Source organism: Pseudobutyrivibrio ruminis HUN009 (assembly GCF_000703005.1).
GTDB lineage: Bacteria > Bacillota > Clostridia > Lachnospirales > Lachnospiraceae > Pseudobutyrivibrio > Pseudobutyrivibrio ruminis_A.
Window position 1 is genome coordinate 212369 of the sequence record NZ_JNLH01000001.1, and the last position, 14955, is coordinate 227323.

Here is a 14955-nt window from a genome sequence, read left to right on the forward strand (position 1 = left end):
GCCGAAATTAGTCGAACTTCAAAATTGTATTTAATATTCGCTTTGCATTAAGCTTTAACTGCTCATGGTCGAGAGCGCCCTTTTCATCAGCGGCCATAAGTCTATCAGTGTAACCATTTCCCATTTTAAGGTCGTTGCCTGCATTTGACTCTTTGTAATGCTCGCCTCTTGTCCACCAGTCAGATGTAACCATGCCTTCAAATCCCCACTCATCACGAAGGATTCCTGTAAGCAAATCGTGACTTTCAGAAGCACGCTCACCGTTGATTGCATTGTATGCACTCATGATTGTGTATGGCTTTGCGGTCTTTACAACAATTTCAAAGGCCTTGAGATAAATCTCTCTAAGAGCTCTTTCTGAAACTCGTGAATCACTGTGTTTTCTATTTGTTTCTTTGTTGTTACATGCAAAATGCTTAACCGATGCACCAACATTGTTGCTTTGAATACCATTTACCAAAGCTGCTGCGAGACGTCCTGCAACAATTGGGTCTTCCGAATAATACTCAAAGTTTCTTCCACAAAGTGGACTACGATGAATGTTGATTGCAGGAGTAAGCCAAACAGCCAAGTTATTTTCTTTTAACTCCTCACCGCCTGCTTTTCCTACCTTTGCAAGAAGATGCTCATTCCAAGTGCATGCCAAAAGTGTTGAACATGGAAATGCTGTAGTGAGGATTCCTGTCTCTGGTGCAATTCTAACACCTGCTGGACCATCTGCAGTCATGGCACTTGGCACGCCATATTCTGGAAGATTGCCAAATCCAAATGTGTTTGCCACACCTGTGTTAGGCTGTCCGCCTACCAGATTCATTAAATCTTCTAGCGAGAGCTGGTCGACAAATTCATCTAATGTAATCTTGCCTTCGGCAACTTCTGAAAGAGTATGTGCTCCCTTTTTAAATGGATTAATCAGGCAGTAGCTTTCTCTGCTTCGAACCACTGGTGTAAGACCTTCCTCTGTACCAGGCTCCATCTTTGTAATAACGCTTTCGTTGATATCCTTATGCTGTCCCTGTGGAAGTTCTTCGTATGTACCATCTGAAAGCATTCTTTTCTTTAACTCAACTGGAGCGAGCTTGTGAGAAAGCTCCTGAATAACTTCGTCTCCCTCATTGTTCCAAACCAAATCTACCTTAGCCACATCCATTGAATTATTGCCAAGACAGAATCTGTACTCTCCCTTTTCAAGTACGTAGCTTGCATCCTTAACCTTGCCTAAATCATCAAATGAAGACATTTGATATTTGCTAACAGATAGCGAAATAATTTGACTTTCACCTGGTGCCAGGCACTTTGTCTTTGCGAAATCCCCAAGTTCTCTAGCCGGCTTGAAAAGCTTGCCCTGTGGTGCACTGTAGTATAGCTGAACTACATTTTTGCCAGGCTTGTCTCCTGTGTTTGTAACCTTTACTGTAAAGTAGAATGTGTCATCACAAAGAGACATTGAAACTATATTGCTTTCAAAGCTAGTGTAGCTCAATCCATATCCAAAAGGATAAATAATCTTTTTATCTGCTTCTGGAATGGTAAGAAAATATCTGTATCCTACATATATATCTTCGTTGTAATTTACATAGTCAAAGGACTCATGAAAGCCTGCTGTAGAAGGATAATCCTCAAGCTCGCCAGCAAATGTATCTACAAGACGACCAGATGGATTTACCATACCAAGAAGAACTTTGGCTGCTGCATCGCCGCCTTCCATACCACCCTGGCCCATGTAAAGTGCTGCATTTATTCCATCTTCTTTAAGCCAACGAAGGTCTATTACTCCACCAATATTCAGTACTGCAATTACCTTTTTAAAGTTCTTTTTAACTGTAGCAACAAGCTCTTTTTCCTCCTTAGTGAGGTAGAAATCACCATCTGGGAAAATCTCTCCTGCAATCTTTGGCATGCTTGTTTCAGTCTCCCAAGGATTGTACTCATTGTTGCATTCTACATCACTTCTGTCCCAGCCTTCGCCTGAAAAACGATTTATCAAAATCACAGCTGTATCCGTAAATGCGGTAGCCCCCTTCACTAAATCTGCTGAGACCTTTGGTTCTGCAGTCATTCCTGGCACGCGGCCATTTTCATACTGCTTTTTTAAATCATCTCTGTAGAAATTAATAAGTGGTTCATACACTGATACGCCATTAGCCTTCAAGCCATCATAAAGACTATGTACGTATTTACAATATACATCACCTGAGCCACCGCCACCTTTTACGTAATCAACACTGGCCTTTCCAAACAATGCCAATGGCTGCTCCTTTTTCAAAGGAAGAATTCCATCATTTTCCAAAAGAACCATTCCCTCTTCCGCAGCTTTTCTTGACAATGCAATATGCTCATCGCAGCCTGTAACTCTTCTATCTCCATATAAAGGAAGAGAAGGCTGATATAGTAATCTGGACCATTTTTGCATAATATAACCTCCCAATAATAACTATATTTACCTTCTCATATTAGACTTAAGTATTAAGTTTTTAAAGTGTTTTATTTTAATTGATTGTTACATATAAATAGAACAATTATTTCACAGTATTTTCATTTCATGATTGTATACTCACCCTATAAACGCTCATTTATGTTCATGAAATGGAGGATGAAATATGTCCGCAACAAAAAAACAAGCTCCAAAAGCTATCAGCAAACGTTTAACACTTGTGTTTGCTCTTATGCTTGTAGTAAGTACGCTTTTAGCTGAAGGTATCGCTACTGGTTTCGGTTACAACATGATAATCGACTTGATCAATTCTTCGCTAAAAAATGAAGTTTCAGCTGATGCTGGTTTAGTTAATAGAGAGCTAAATTCTACATTCTACTATCTCAATGGTATTGCAGATTCTGTTGAACAATTATCTTTTGCAGATGATTCAGAAATCATGAATTACCTAATTCAAACCGTTGGTCGCTACGATATGATTCCTACAGGTGCATATCTGGCATTGAATGACGGTTCATTCTTCTATCCTTCTGACCCTTCCTTTAAAATGGATGGAATCACCGAAAAACCTTGGTATATCGAAGCAATGGGCTATGACAATTCATGGTTCTATTATTACGATAAGCCTTATTTTGATACAGTTACTGGAGAGCTTTGTGCCACAGTTATCAGACACGTAAAGATGAAAGATGGTCGTGAAGGCTGCTTTGCCTGCGATTTATTTATGGGAAGCATCCAGGAAACATTAAACGGCGTTAAACTATACCAGTCCGGCGGCGTCATGATGATTACCAACGAGGGGCTGATTCTTACATATTCAGATACAAGTGTATGTGGAACTTCTATAGCAGATAACCCTGACAACTCCTTCTTAACTGGAACAGAAGCATTTCTTCAAGAAGAGGATGGTGTTGTAAAAAAGGTTCGTGCTGGCGGCTCTAGATACTATATGGTTTCTTATACAGTCGATGGAACCGACTGGCAGGTCATCGCATACGCAAAAATATCAGAAGTAATGGCTACTTTATATAAGATTATGATTATACTTGCTGTATTTACTATTGCCGCAGTATTTATTGTAGTATTTGTCATGATCAGAGTTCTCTCTAACATGATTAAAAAGCCAGTTACCGCCCTTACAGAAAATATTGAGAAGATTGCAAATGGTGACTTTACAATTGATATTTCATCAACAGGTAATGATGAAATCGCGTTTATGAATACCGCTATGGGCGATTTTATTAACGGAATGCGCGACAGTCTAAACGAGATTAAGACTGTTTCTCACAACCTTCTTTCAGATGCTCAAACATCCAAAGATACTGCTGAAAACCTTGAAACAGCTGCCAACAATCAGTCAGCATCTATGAATCAAATAAGAGAAAATATCGATAACATGGCTGATGCTGTAACTGAAGTAGCTGAAAATGCAACAACACTTGCTCAAACAATTGCAGATGTTACAGCTGAAGAAGAACAGATTGAAACTACAATGCGTGACCTTGTAGAAAAGGCCGATATTGGACAGCAGGATATGAAGTCCGTTGCCGAAGGTATGGACCACATCGTTTCATCTATGAGCGATATGGCTGACGCTGTAGCAAGCGTAGATGACGCTGCTCAAAAGATTACACAGATTGTTGATTTGATTAATTCCATTTCATCTCAGACAAACTTGCTTTCATTAAATGCAAGTATTGAAGCTGCTAGAGCTGGTGAAGCCGGCAAAGGTTTTGCTGTTGTTGCTACTGAAATTGGTGCATTGGCAAACAACTCTGCAGATGCCACAAATCAAATTGCAGATATCATCCATGAAATGTCAGATAGAGTTCGAGATCTTTCTAACAAATCAGAAGCCAACACTGAACTCATCAACAACAGTGCAGAATCTATCAATTCTGCTGCTGATACTTTCTTGGAAATCACTACAGAGCTTGGCTCAGCATCTACAACACTTAATGATATGGCTGAGCAGATGCGCCAGGTTAACGATGTTGCCACAAATATGGCTTCTGTTTCAGAAGAGCAATCAGCATCAACTCAGGAGATTGCATCAAATGTAGAAAAAGTCACAGAAGCTTCCAAAGATGTTGCTACTTCCAGTGAAAAGGTTGCTATGGCTGCCACATCAGTATCAAATGCTGTTGACACAATTAATAACAATTTACAGCATTTCACCATTGATGCAAGCCAGAAGGTCCTTGAACAGATTGATGCTGAAGAGCTGTAATATGTATAGATAAAGCTAGGAGCAACCGCTCCTAGCTTTTTTATTTATGCTATCACCGACATCATCGCAAGCATTCCTAAATTTGTTATATAACTTCTTCCCTCATGTATGTTCCAATACTTCTCATCAACTGACTTTACATCGAGAAATTCTCCGAAGTTTAACGGAGAGCCCGGTCCATCTGCAACAAATGGAACAATATATCTTCCTGAAGCATTATCTTTGTAAACCCCAATCCCCGCCTCATCAGGATCATTAATATTGATAGTTCTGCTGAAGGATATTAATTCATCTAAACTGGAAGCTTCTGCCTCAAAGAAATACTCCTCGTTTTCCTCTTCTTCATTTCTTATTACATCTAAATCGTACTCTATAATCAAAAACTTTTACCTCTATTTCTAAAAATTAGCTTTGATATATTAGCACGACTTTTTAAATGACTCTACATGCAATTTTTTCAGTATGTGTTATATGTAACCAAGTAGAAAAACTATAGATAATAGTCTTGAAAACTTTGAAAATAATGGCTATTCTCAATCTATCCAATACAATTCTTATGGAGTTATGAAATGATAATTAGAACTGCAACTATAGATAATTTAGCAGATATTTCTGCAGTTGAAGCCGAATGCTTCCCACCTGCAGAAGCAGCTACTATAGATGAATTTAAAGAAAGACTCGAGCATTATGCCAATCACTTCTGGCTTATGTTTGATGATGACAAGCTTATAGCTTTCGTAGATGGCTTTTGCACTGATGAGCCTGACCTTACCGATGAAATGTATGCTAAAGCAAATATGCATAGCGAAGAAGGTGCATGGCAAATGATCTTTGGCGTAAATACTCTTCCAGAATATAGAAAACAAGGCTTTGCGGGAGAACTTATTAAACAAGCCATTTCGGATGCTAAATTCCAAGGTCGTAAAGGCCTCGTCCTTACTTGTAAAGATAAACTCATACATTACTATTCTATGTTTGGATTTGTGAATGAAGGCATAAGTGAATCGATTCACGGTAATGTTACCTGGTACCAAATGAGGTTAACTCTATGAAAAAACTAATTCTGTTTGGAGATTCAAATACATATGGCTATGATCCTAGAGGCTTCTTGGGTGGTAGATATCCTACAGAAGTTCGCTGGACTACTCATATAAAAGCAGCCCTAAAAGATAACTATGAAGTCATCGAGGAAGGCATGAATGGCCGAATGTTGCCAGAGTTAGGCTACGGCTATTTCACAACAACCATTCAAAATCTAACTAAAGAAGATGTCTTTGTTATGATGCTTGGTACCAATGATATTCTACTTACAAATCATCCAGATGTAGACGCTACACTTCAAAGACTTGATAGCATTCTTGCTTATGTTAATCAAAACTGCCTGGCTAGATTTATCCTGATTGCACCACCATACATAAGCGCATCAGATTCTGAAATGGAACTATACCATGACTGCAGCGTAAAAATGAATGAAGGCTATATGAAACTAGCAAAAGAGCATAACATAAATGCTATCGATGCTGGAAAATGGAATATAGAGATGGGTTACGACAGAGTTCATTTTTCAATTGATGGACATAAAAAGTTTGCCGAATCTCTATTGGAATTTTTATCTAGAATATTGTGATGTTCGATTGTAAATAAAAATATGATTTGCTAGACAATCAAATTATTTGTAAATATATATTGTTCTTTTCTATGGTCTTGGTGGCATTTCTTATGGGTTTGAATAGACCACAATTTCACAACTGTAACATCCCTTTTTCACAGATATTTCGCCACTTTAACATGACTCAAAGACTATTAGCGTGGCAAACATTAACATCTTAATCGTTATATTATTCCCTACCACTGAATTTTCCTAATAAAATGATAAACCACAAGGCGTATAGTATGATTTCTCCTGTTTCTTACTACCTGTAATCAAATTCTATTTACAGATAGTAAAAATCTGCTCTATCATTACTATCTAGATTTATTTCTTTCTCCCAGATAGTAAAATTTCCAACCAACACTACTACCTATTTTCATTTTTAGCCCTCAGGCAGTAGTATTACTCATAATCACTACTGCCTAGTTTCATTTTCAGCCCTCAGGCAGTAGTAGTCACAGTAATCGCTACTGCCTAGTTTCATTTTTAGCTTTCAGGCAGTAGTAGGCCCTGCAATCTTTACTGCCTAATTTCATTTTTTGCCCTCAGGCAGTAGTAGTCACAGTAATCACTACTGCCTAATTTCATTTTCAACTTTCAGGCAGTAGTAGTCCTCACAATCTCTACTGCCTAGTTTCTTTTTTAGCCCTCAGGCAGTAGTAGTAACAGCAATCTCTACTGCCTAATTTCATTTTTTGCCCTCAGGCAGTAGTAGTCACAGTAATCACTACTGCCTAGTTGCATTTTTAGCTTTCAGGCAGTAGTAGTCTCAACAATCACTACTGCCTAATTTCATTTTCGCCGCTCAGGCAGTAGTAGTCTCAACAATCTCTACTGCCTAATTTCATTTTCAGTCCTCAGGCAGTAGTAGTCTCAACAATCTCTACTGCCTAGTTTCATTTTTTGCCCTCAAGCAGTAGTAGTCTCAACAATCGCTACTACCTAGTTTCATTTTTTTTCCTCAGGCAGTAGTAGTCCCTGCAATCTCTACTGCCTAATTTCATTTTCTGCCCTCAGGCAGTAGTAGTCCTCACAATCTCTACTGCCTAATTTCATTTTCTGCTCTCAGGCAGTAGTAGTCCTCACAATCTCTACTGCCTAATTTCATTTTCTGCCCTCAGGTAGTAGTAGTCCTCACAATCACTACTGCCTAATTTCATTTTCTGCTCTCAGGCAGTAGTAGGCCCAACAATCACTACTGCCTAGTTTCATTTTCAGCTCTCAAGCAGTAGTTGTCCCTGCAATCTCTACTGCCTAATTTCATTTTCTGCTCTCAGGCAGTAGTACCCCCACAAAAAACTACTGCCTAAATTCATTTTCGGAATCTAGGCAGTAATCAGCCAATTCAAATATCCCCAATCATAGCCATAGTCCATCGCCCATAGCCATGGCCCATATCCACAGCTACAAGTTCAAGCTACAGCCTCTAGCTATTGCCTCTAGCTACTGCGCTGGCAATGGACACTCCCACCAAGTCATTGTATGGAATCATAGTTGCTTGCAATGCGTGGTAGATGTCGGATTTACCTGGCCATACTGTTCCGATTACGTTGTTGTGCTCATCGAGCTGGTGGAACCAAGAGCCAGTGGCCTTGTCGTATACCTTTTCATCCAAATATTCCATGAAAGCAGCGTAATCTTCTTTGTATTTTTCATTTCCTGTGACGCGATATAAAACTGCAGATGTATTTATTGCTTCTGCCAGCGTCCAGTGCATTCTGTCGTGAACTACAGGCTTGCCATTCCAATCGGTGGTGTAGCAAATGCCTGGTTCGCCGTCTGCATTCCATCCATCTTCTACAGCTCTGTTGTAAAGCTTCTCTGCAATTACGATATAGTCCTTTGCATTTTCATTATCGTATTTACCATATGTAGAAACTGCCCATTGCGTGATAAGCCTAGCCCATTCAATTCCGTGGCCTGGTGTGGCACCATATGGTTTGAACTGGTCATCTGGCTTATCTTTATTGCACTGCAAATCAGGCTTCCAATCGCTTGTAAAATGTTCAGGGATTCTCCAGTTGTTTTCCCTTGCCCAATTCACAACATGATTGATAATCCTGCCTGCGCGAACGCGATAGTTCTCATTTTTCAATGCATCAGCTGCTGCAAGAAATGCTTCTACGGTGTGCATATTTGCATTGATGCCTCTGTAGTCATCGCAGACTGTAAACTCTGTATTCCAGGTATCTGCAGATAATCCCAATTCCTCATTCCAAAAGAATTTGTCATAGACAGCTAGTGCATCCTCTAGAAGTTCCTTTGCTCCCGGCCGCTTTGCCAAAAGTGCACTGCTTGCTGCAAGTATCACGAAACCGTGGGCATAGCACTGCTTGTTTGGAAGCACCTCTCCATCTGCAGTCAGTCCTGCATACCAACCACCATGTTCATCGTCATGCAATTCACCAGCCAATCCCTTTAACGCCGCATCTGCAAGGGCTTCACTTCCCTCGTGGCCAAGCATAGCCCCCAAACTATAGACATGGCACATTCGGCTAGTAATCCAGGTTTCTCTTGGACGGTCCTTCCAAGGAGTTCCATCATCTCCTAAATAATAAGAGCCTCCGCCAGGAGAAGGAAATCTGTGTCCAAATGACAACAGACTATTCCTCATCTCTCTGACAAAGGCTTTGTTTTCAGCTGAATCAAGTTCGTATCGTTCCATGCAAAATCCCCCTTTCTAGTCGATTAATCAACTAGTCCTATTTGCTTCAAACCATGATATATTCCATCAGCATCATTGCTAAAAGTAACATTTCCGATTCGTTCTTTTAGCTCCTGTGGAGCATTCTCCATCAAGAAAGGTTTCCCCACCTTTTCAAGCATTTCAAGGTCATTGAAATGATCTCCGAATGCTACCGTTTCCTTAATATCAATATCCCATTTCTTGCAGAGAAATTCAATACTTTCTCCTTTAGAAATGTTTTTATTCATAATTTCAATAAGAATATCTGACGAACGAACTATAGATAGGCATGGGAATTCTTTTTTTAGTCTATTTTCAATTTCTACAGTATGAGCGGGGTTGCACATGCATAGGATTTTTCCTATTTCTGCACCTTCAGGCAAGCTATCCACATTGCCTTCTGATGCCTGTGCCTCAACTATAGATTCTTCCCTTGCCACTCTTTCGTCAGCACGGTCTTTGACGATCCAATTGTCCATAGAATAGATATTCCATGTACAGCCAAGATTCTCTTTTTCTATGAAGTTTATAAGCTTTTTTGCTGTGCCCTTTGTAAATCCATTTGAGTATAGCACCTGACCATTGTAATCAATGATAAGGCCTCCACTAAAACAAACCATTGGGCATACAAACTTGTATCTTTTAAATATTGGATAAATACCAGAAGGTCCCCTGGCGGTAACAATTACAAATGGCAGATTTTTTTCCTGTAAAGCTTTTATGGACTTTAAGGTACTATCCAATAATCTATGTTCTTTATTAAGTAATGTGCCATCCACATCACAGAACACAATTTTGTAAGTCATTATCTCACCTTGATTTAGCCAATTCATTAACCTTATCTAATGATGGCATTACCCTAAGTGCGCCTTTAACTCTTGTAATCAGAGATGCTGCAGCGTTTGCCACTGTAAGCATTTCCTTTAATCTATTTTCATCTAATTCGTATATACCATACTCCAATAAATAATGAATTATACAGCCGCAGAATGTATCACCTGCACCAGTTGTTTCGATTGTTTCTGGTGATAAGAATGAATCAACCTCTACGATGATTTCATCCTTGCCTTCTGGCTGATAGTATGCACGGCTTCCTTCCTTGCCCAAAGAAACAGTTATAAGCGGGATATTGAACTGCTCTCTGATTTTGTGCACACCTGCTGTATAATCCTGTTCTCCAGTAAGCCACTGGATTTCATTATCTGATATTTTAAGATAATCAGCGTATTTCATGCCACATAAAATCTGCTCTTTTGCCTCATCCAAGCTGTTCCAAAGGGGTTCTCTTAGGTTTGGATCAAATGTGATGATGGCACCATTTTTCTTTGCCTCTTCAAGAGCAAAAATTGTAGCCTCTCTTGGCAATTCGTGGGTCATTGAAAGTGTTCCAAAATGGAAAACTTTTGTATTCTTGATTAGCTCTGTATCTACTTCGTCCTTTCTGAGCATCATATCTGCTCCTGGGTTTCTGTAGAATGAGAAATCTCTATCTCCATCTGGGAAAGTCTCTACAAAAGCAAGTGTAGTACGAACATCCTTATCCATTAAAAGATTATCTGTCCCAATACCAACTTCCTCAAGTGTAGCCTTCAGCTTTCTACCAAAAATGTCATCTCCTACCTTACCAATAAAATTAACTTCGTGGCCAAATCGTTTAAGCATAGCAAGTACGTTACATGGTGCTCCTCCTGGATTTGCCTCAAACAAGTCATTATTATTTTCTGATACTCCGTTGTTAGTCATATCTATAAGGAGTTCTCCCAATGCCACAACGTCAATTTTCTTTTCCACAACACTACCTCCTAAAATATCATTTAATAAGGGCAGTGGATTGTCACTGCCCTATAAGTGTTTAAAATACAACCTCTGAGTTAATTATACTTTAAACAAATTATCAAAAAAAGAATATGAAGAAGAAATTACTTTAATAACTCTAAACGTGAAGGATCATTTGCGAATACTTCCTTCTCGTTGTCCTTTGTAACTACTACTGGTGGAAGCTCATATACTGGAACTTCGATTACACCATTGTCTGCTGTTACTTCTGTAGCAGGCATACCGTTACCAGCCTGAAGTGAATCGATGATTTCGATTGTCTTAGCAACAAGATCTTCTGTTGGCTTAGCAACTGTAGAGTACTGACGTCCCTGCCATACCCACTCAACTGACTCGTTCTCAGCATCAAGACCAGATACTACTGGGATATCCTGACCAGCATTCTCGCATGATGTGATACATGCTCTTGCAATACCATCGTTAGGGCAAAGAACACCGTCGATTTCCTTGTCTGAATAGAATCCTGAAAGAAGTGAATCCATTCTTGACTGTGCCTTAGCATTGTCCCAATCAACAGTTGCACACTGTGTAAAGTCTGTCTGACCAGATACAACTACAAGTGTTCCATCATCAATCTTTGGCTGAAGTACTGACATAGCACCCTTGAAGAAGTTTGGTGCGTTAGGATCAGCAGGACCACCACCGAAAAGCTCGATGTTGTATGGAGCCTCACCCTTCTGCTCCTCAAGACCCTGTAAAAGAGCCTGAGCCTGAAGCTCACCAGTCTTTACAGAACCGAACTGAACTACACCATCAACACCTGTTGTGTTCTCAAGAAGACGATCATATCCGATTACGTATACGCCAGCTTCCTTAGCCTGCTCAAGTACTGAACCAAGCTGTGAACCATCTACAGGACCTACAACGATAACCTTTGCACCATTCTCAATCATAGACTCAATCTGCTGTTGCTGCTGAGTAACCTTGTTATCTGCAGCCTGTACAAGTGGAGTGTAACCAGCTTCTTCAAGCTGTGTTGTAAACATCTCCTCAGCTTCTTTCCAGTTCTGAGTTCCAAGCCATGGAAGAGAAATACCAATTGTTGCTCCCTCTTCGAAACCAGGCATATCAGTTGTTGCAGCTGTATCAGCTGAAGCCTCTTCTGTTGTTGCCTCTGTTTCTGTTGTAGCTGTTTCTTCTGTAGTTCCCTCTCTACTTCCCCCACAGCCTGCGAATGTTGCAACTGTCATAGTTGCCACCATTGCCATTGACAATAATGTTCTTTTTTTCATTTTCCATCCTCCTTAAATAATCACATATTGTGCACTTAATATGTAAGGCCCAGCAGTTTATTACTGCAGGCAAGCCTTCTTAAATTAGTTGGCAGCTTTTTTATTTCCCCCAAATACTCTGCCAATGATTGAGCTCTTTCCGCTCTTCTTGTTGTAAACATCAAATGCTACAGCAGCTAAAAGAACGAAGCCCTTAATAACCTGTGTCTTGTCGGCACCAACACCCATAAGCATAAGACCGTTGTTAAGAACTGCCATTACAAGACCACCGACGATTGTTGCAAGAATTGTACCAACACCACCTGATACTGCAGCACCACCGATGAATACTGAAGCGATTGCATCCATTTCCCATGATGTTCCATCAGCAGGACCAGCTGCTGTAGAACGACCTACAAAAAGAATACCTGCAATTGATGCTAAAAGTGACATGTTTACCATTGTAAGGAAGTATGTCTTTTTAACATTTACACCTGAAAGAGCAGCTGCGGCCTTGTTACCACCTACTGCATATACGTGACGACCAAACTTTGTACGCTGTGTAATGACGTGATAAACAATTGTAAGTAAAAGTAGGATAAGTCCTGGAACAGGGAATGATGTACCAACACGTCCTGAACCAAATAACCATGTAAAGTAACCAATAAGTAATGTCATAAGAGCGATTCTTACGATTACAGCCCAAAGTGGATCCTTTGTGCCATTGCCATCACCTGAGTGCTTATACTTTCTAAGCTGAGCTACTATGTAGCAAACAATACCAATAATTCCAAGTAAAAGTGTTGAGTTATTCATGCCTGTGAATGTAGGTCCCCATTCTGGTAAGTATCCAGCGCCGAACCACTTTAACTGCTCTGGAGCAGGAACTGAGATTGAATGAGAAATCCAAATAACACCACCACGGAAAATCATCATGCCACCAAGTGTTGTGATGAATCCTGGAATACCAAGCTGTGCAAGGAAGAAACCGTGCCATGCACCAGCTAAGATACCTATCGCAATTGCGATAAGAACTGCTGCCCACCAAGGAACGTTATAGTTCTTAGCAACAAGTGCCATAACCATTCCTGCGAAACCAGCTACGGAACCGACTGACAAATCAATCTGACCGATAACGATAACCATTAACATACCGAGAGCTAAAATAAGTACGTATGCATTACCTGAAATCAAATTCTGGAAGTTTGAAGAAGTAAGCATTCTTCCACCAGAAATAATGTTGAAAATAATAATCAAAGCAGCTAACGCAACAACCATTGTGTATTGGCGCAAATCCTGGCCTAATACCTGTTTTAAGTATTTCATAATTTATTCCATCCTTTCATAATTCCCATATACTAGTTTGAAGTAATTGTCATCCTCTTCATTAAGCCTTCCTGGTTAGCTTCACTGCTATCAAGTTCGCCTGTGATGGTTCCCTCAAAGATTGTGTAAATTCTATCTGCCATTCCAAGAAGCTCTGGCAATTCAGATGACACCAGGATTACTGCCTTACCATCATCTGCAAGCTGATGAATCAATTTGTAAATTTCGTATTTAGCACCTACGTCAATACCTCTTGTAGGTTCATCAAGAATCAAAATATCTGGTTCTGTAAACATCCACTTTGATAAAACAACCTTTTGCTGATTACCACCTGAAAGTGTTGTTACTCCAGCATCTACATTTGATGTCTTGATTTTAAGAGAATTACGATACTCTTCTGCTGCTTTCTTTTCATCATTTATATCAAGAAGACCATGCTTTGTGATTTTGTCCAAATCAGCTGCAACAACTGTCTTTCTGATTGAATCCAAAAGATTTAAACCTAAGTTTTTTCTATCCTCTGGAACATAAGCAAGTCCATTCTTTATTGCTGACTCAACGGATGTGAGCTTTACCTCGCGGCCTTTGATTTTGATTGAACCGCCTCTATAAATTCCATAATTTCTACCGAATAGTGAGCGCATAAGCTCTGTTCTACCGGCACCCATAAGTCCTGCGAATCCAACGATTTCACCGGCTCTTACATTGAAGCTTGCATTCTTACAAACCATTCTGCCTTCAACATCTGGATCCTCAACACACCAATCCTTTACTTCGAAGATAACTTCTCCAATATTTGGTTCGTGCTCTGGATATCTATTCTCAATCGAACGACCAACCATTGCTTTGATGATTTTATCTTCATCAACCTTACCTGCTTCAACGTCGTAGCTTTCTACGGTGTGACCATCTCGAATAACTGTAACAGCATCTGATACCGCAGCGATTTCGTTTAGCTTGTGAGAAATCATGATACATGTGATGCCCTTATTCTTAAGGTCAATCATAAGGTTAAGTAAGTTTTCTGAATCAGCCTCATTCAATGCTGATGTTGGCTCGTCCAAGATTAAAAGCTTTACGTTTTTAGAAAGTGCCTTTGCAATTTCTACCAACTGCTGCTGACCAACACCTAAGTGTTTAATTAGCACATCTGGATTAATTGAAAGACCTACTTTTTTAAGAATATCGTAGGTTCTTCTTTTTTCTTCTGCCCAATCAATCATGCCCTTCTTTATGATTTCATTTCCCATAAAGATGTTTTCTGTAATGGACAATTCTGGAATCATTGTCAGCTCCTGGTGAATAATTGCTATTCCAGCGCTTTCTGATTCCTTGATGTTTTTGAATTTCATCACTTGGCCCATATAAACGATGTCGCCATCATATGTGCCATAAGGATAAACCCCCGATAAAACCTTCATCAGTGTAGATTTACCAGCACCATTCTCACCGCAGATTGCATGAATTGTGCCTTCTTTCACTGAGAGGTTTACATCATCAAGTGCTTTTACACCCGGAAATTCTTTTGTAATCCCTTGCATTTGCAGGATAAAAGAATTGTTTTCCATATATCAAATACCT

At 39.8% G+C, this 14955-nt stretch carries 11 protein-coding genes; 3 read left to right on the forward strand and 8 right to left on the reverse strand.

Going from position 1 to position 14955, the window contains the following annotated elements; genetic code table 11:
• Nucleotides 1-7: 7 nt before the first annotated feature.
• The gene (locus BO15_RS0101000) at nt 8-2413 is read right to left on the reverse strand and encodes a glycoside hydrolase family 3 protein (protein ID WP_033151660.1); all 2406 of its coding nucleotides are present in this window, start codon (nt 2411-2413) and stop codon (nt 8-10) included.
• Nucleotides 2414-2600: 187 nt separating this feature from the next.
• On the opposite strand from BO15_RS0101000, the gene BO15_RS0101005 reads away from it, so the two are divergent.
• On the forward strand, nt 2601-4664 hold the full coding sequence (locus tag BO15_RS0101005) for a methyl-accepting chemotaxis protein (RefSeq protein WP_033151662.1): 2064 nt from the start codon (nt 2601-2603) through the stop codon (nt 4662-4664).
• Between the two features lie 44 nt (nt 4665-4708).
• On the opposite strand, the gene BO15_RS0101010 is transcribed toward BO15_RS0101005, so the two are convergent.
• The gene (locus tag BO15_RS0101010) at nt 4709-5044 is read right to left on the reverse strand and encodes a hypothetical protein (protein WP_033151663.1); all 336 of its coding nucleotides are present in this window, start codon (nt 5042-5044) and stop codon (nt 4709-4711) included.
• A 189-nt stretch (nt 5045-5233) separates the two neighbouring features.
• Between BO15_RS0101010 and BO15_RS0101015 the strand changes: the two genes are divergently transcribed.
• Together BO15_RS0101015 and BO15_RS12955 are read left to right on the forward strand one after the other, a co-directional pair.
• Complete coding sequence (locus BO15_RS0101015) at nt 5234-5716, forward strand: GNAT family N-acetyltransferase (RefSeq protein ID WP_033151664.1); 483 nt, start codon at nt 5234-5236, stop codon at nt 5714-5716.
• The gene (locus tag BO15_RS12955) at nt 5713-6291 is read left to right on the forward strand and encodes a GDSL-type esterase/lipase family protein (protein ID WP_052169696.1); all 579 of its coding nucleotides are present in this window, start codon (nt 5713-5715) and stop codon (nt 6289-6291) included. Before BO15_RS0101015 ends, BO15_RS12955 begins: the two co-directional genes overlap by 4 nt.
• Before the next feature lie 1450 nt (nt 6292-7741).
• Here BO15_RS12955 and BO15_RS0101025 read toward each other — a convergent pair.
• The 6 genes from BO15_RS0101025 to mmsA all read right to left on the reverse strand — a co-directional run bounded on the left by BO15_RS0101025 (nt 7742) and on the right by mmsA (nt 14942).
• A complete protein-coding gene (locus BO15_RS0101025) occupies nt 7742-8980 on the reverse strand; it encodes an AGE family epimerase/isomerase (protein ID WP_033151665.1) in 1239 nt (412 codons plus the stop codon).
• Between the two features lie 23 nt (nt 8981-9003).
• On the reverse strand, nt 9004-9807 hold the full coding sequence (locus BO15_RS0101030; protein ID WP_033151666.1) for a Cof-type HAD-IIB family hydrolase: 804 nt from the start codon (nt 9805-9807) through the stop codon (nt 9004-9006).
• A 4-nt stretch (nt 9808-9811) separates the two neighbouring features.
• Complete coding sequence (locus BO15_RS0101035) at nt 9812-10792, reverse strand: carbohydrate kinase family protein (RefSeq protein WP_033151667.1); 981 nt, start codon at nt 10790-10792, stop codon at nt 9812-9814.
• Between the two features lie 128 nt (nt 10793-10920).
• On the reverse strand, nt 10921-12069 hold the full coding sequence (locus tag BO15_RS0101040; protein ID WP_033151668.1) for a sugar-binding protein: 1149 nt from the start codon (nt 12067-12069) through the stop codon (nt 10921-10923).
• An 84-nt stretch (nt 12070-12153) separates the two neighbouring features.
• Complete coding sequence (locus tag BO15_RS0101045) at nt 12154-13374, reverse strand: sugar ABC transporter permease (protein WP_033151669.1); 1221 nt, start codon at nt 13372-13374, stop codon at nt 12154-12156.
• 32 nt (nt 13375-13406) lie between these two features.
• A complete protein-coding gene (mmsA, locus tag BO15_RS0101050) occupies nt 13407-14942 on the reverse strand; it encodes a multiple monosaccharide ABC transporter ATP-binding protein (RefSeq protein ID WP_033151670.1) in 1536 nt (511 codons plus the stop codon).
• Nucleotides 14943-14955 lie beyond the last annotated feature (13 nt).

Excerpts from the sequence above, each read along its gene's own strand:
- BO15_RS0101000 (WP_033151660.1), bottom strand. The coding sequence starts at position 2,413 with ATGCAAAAATGGTCCAGATTACTATATCAGCCTTCTCTTCCTTTATAT.
- BO15_RS0101005 (WP_033151662.1), top strand. The coding sequence starts at position 2,601 with ATGTCCGCAACAAAAAAACAAGCTCCAAAAGCTATCAGCAAACGTTTA.
- BO15_RS0101015 (WP_033151664.1), top strand. The coding sequence starts at position 5,234 with ATGATAATTAGAACTGCAACTATAGATAATTTAGCAGATATTTCTGCA.
- BO15_RS12955 (WP_052169696.1), top strand. The coding sequence starts at position 5,713 with ATGAAAAAACTAATTCTGTTTGGAGATTCAAATACATATGGCTATGAT.
- BO15_RS0101025 (WP_033151665.1), bottom strand. The coding sequence starts at position 8,980 with ATGGAACGATACGAACTTGATTCAGCTGAAAACAAAGCCTTTGTCAGA.
- BO15_RS0101030 (WP_033151666.1), bottom strand. The coding sequence starts at position 9,807 with ATGACTTACAAAATTGTGTTCTGTGATGTGGATGGCACATTACTTAAT.
- BO15_RS0101040 (WP_033151668.1), bottom strand. The coding sequence starts at position 12,069 with ATGAAAAAAAGAACATTATTGTCAATGGCAATGGTGGCAACTATGACA.
- BO15_RS0101045 (WP_033151669.1), bottom strand. The coding sequence starts at position 13,374 with ATGAAATACTTAAAACAGGTATTAGGCCAGGATTTGCGCCAATACACA.
- mmsA (WP_033151670.1), bottom strand. The coding sequence starts at position 14,942 with ATGGAAAACAATTCTTTTATCCTGCAAATGCAAGGGATTACAAAAGAA.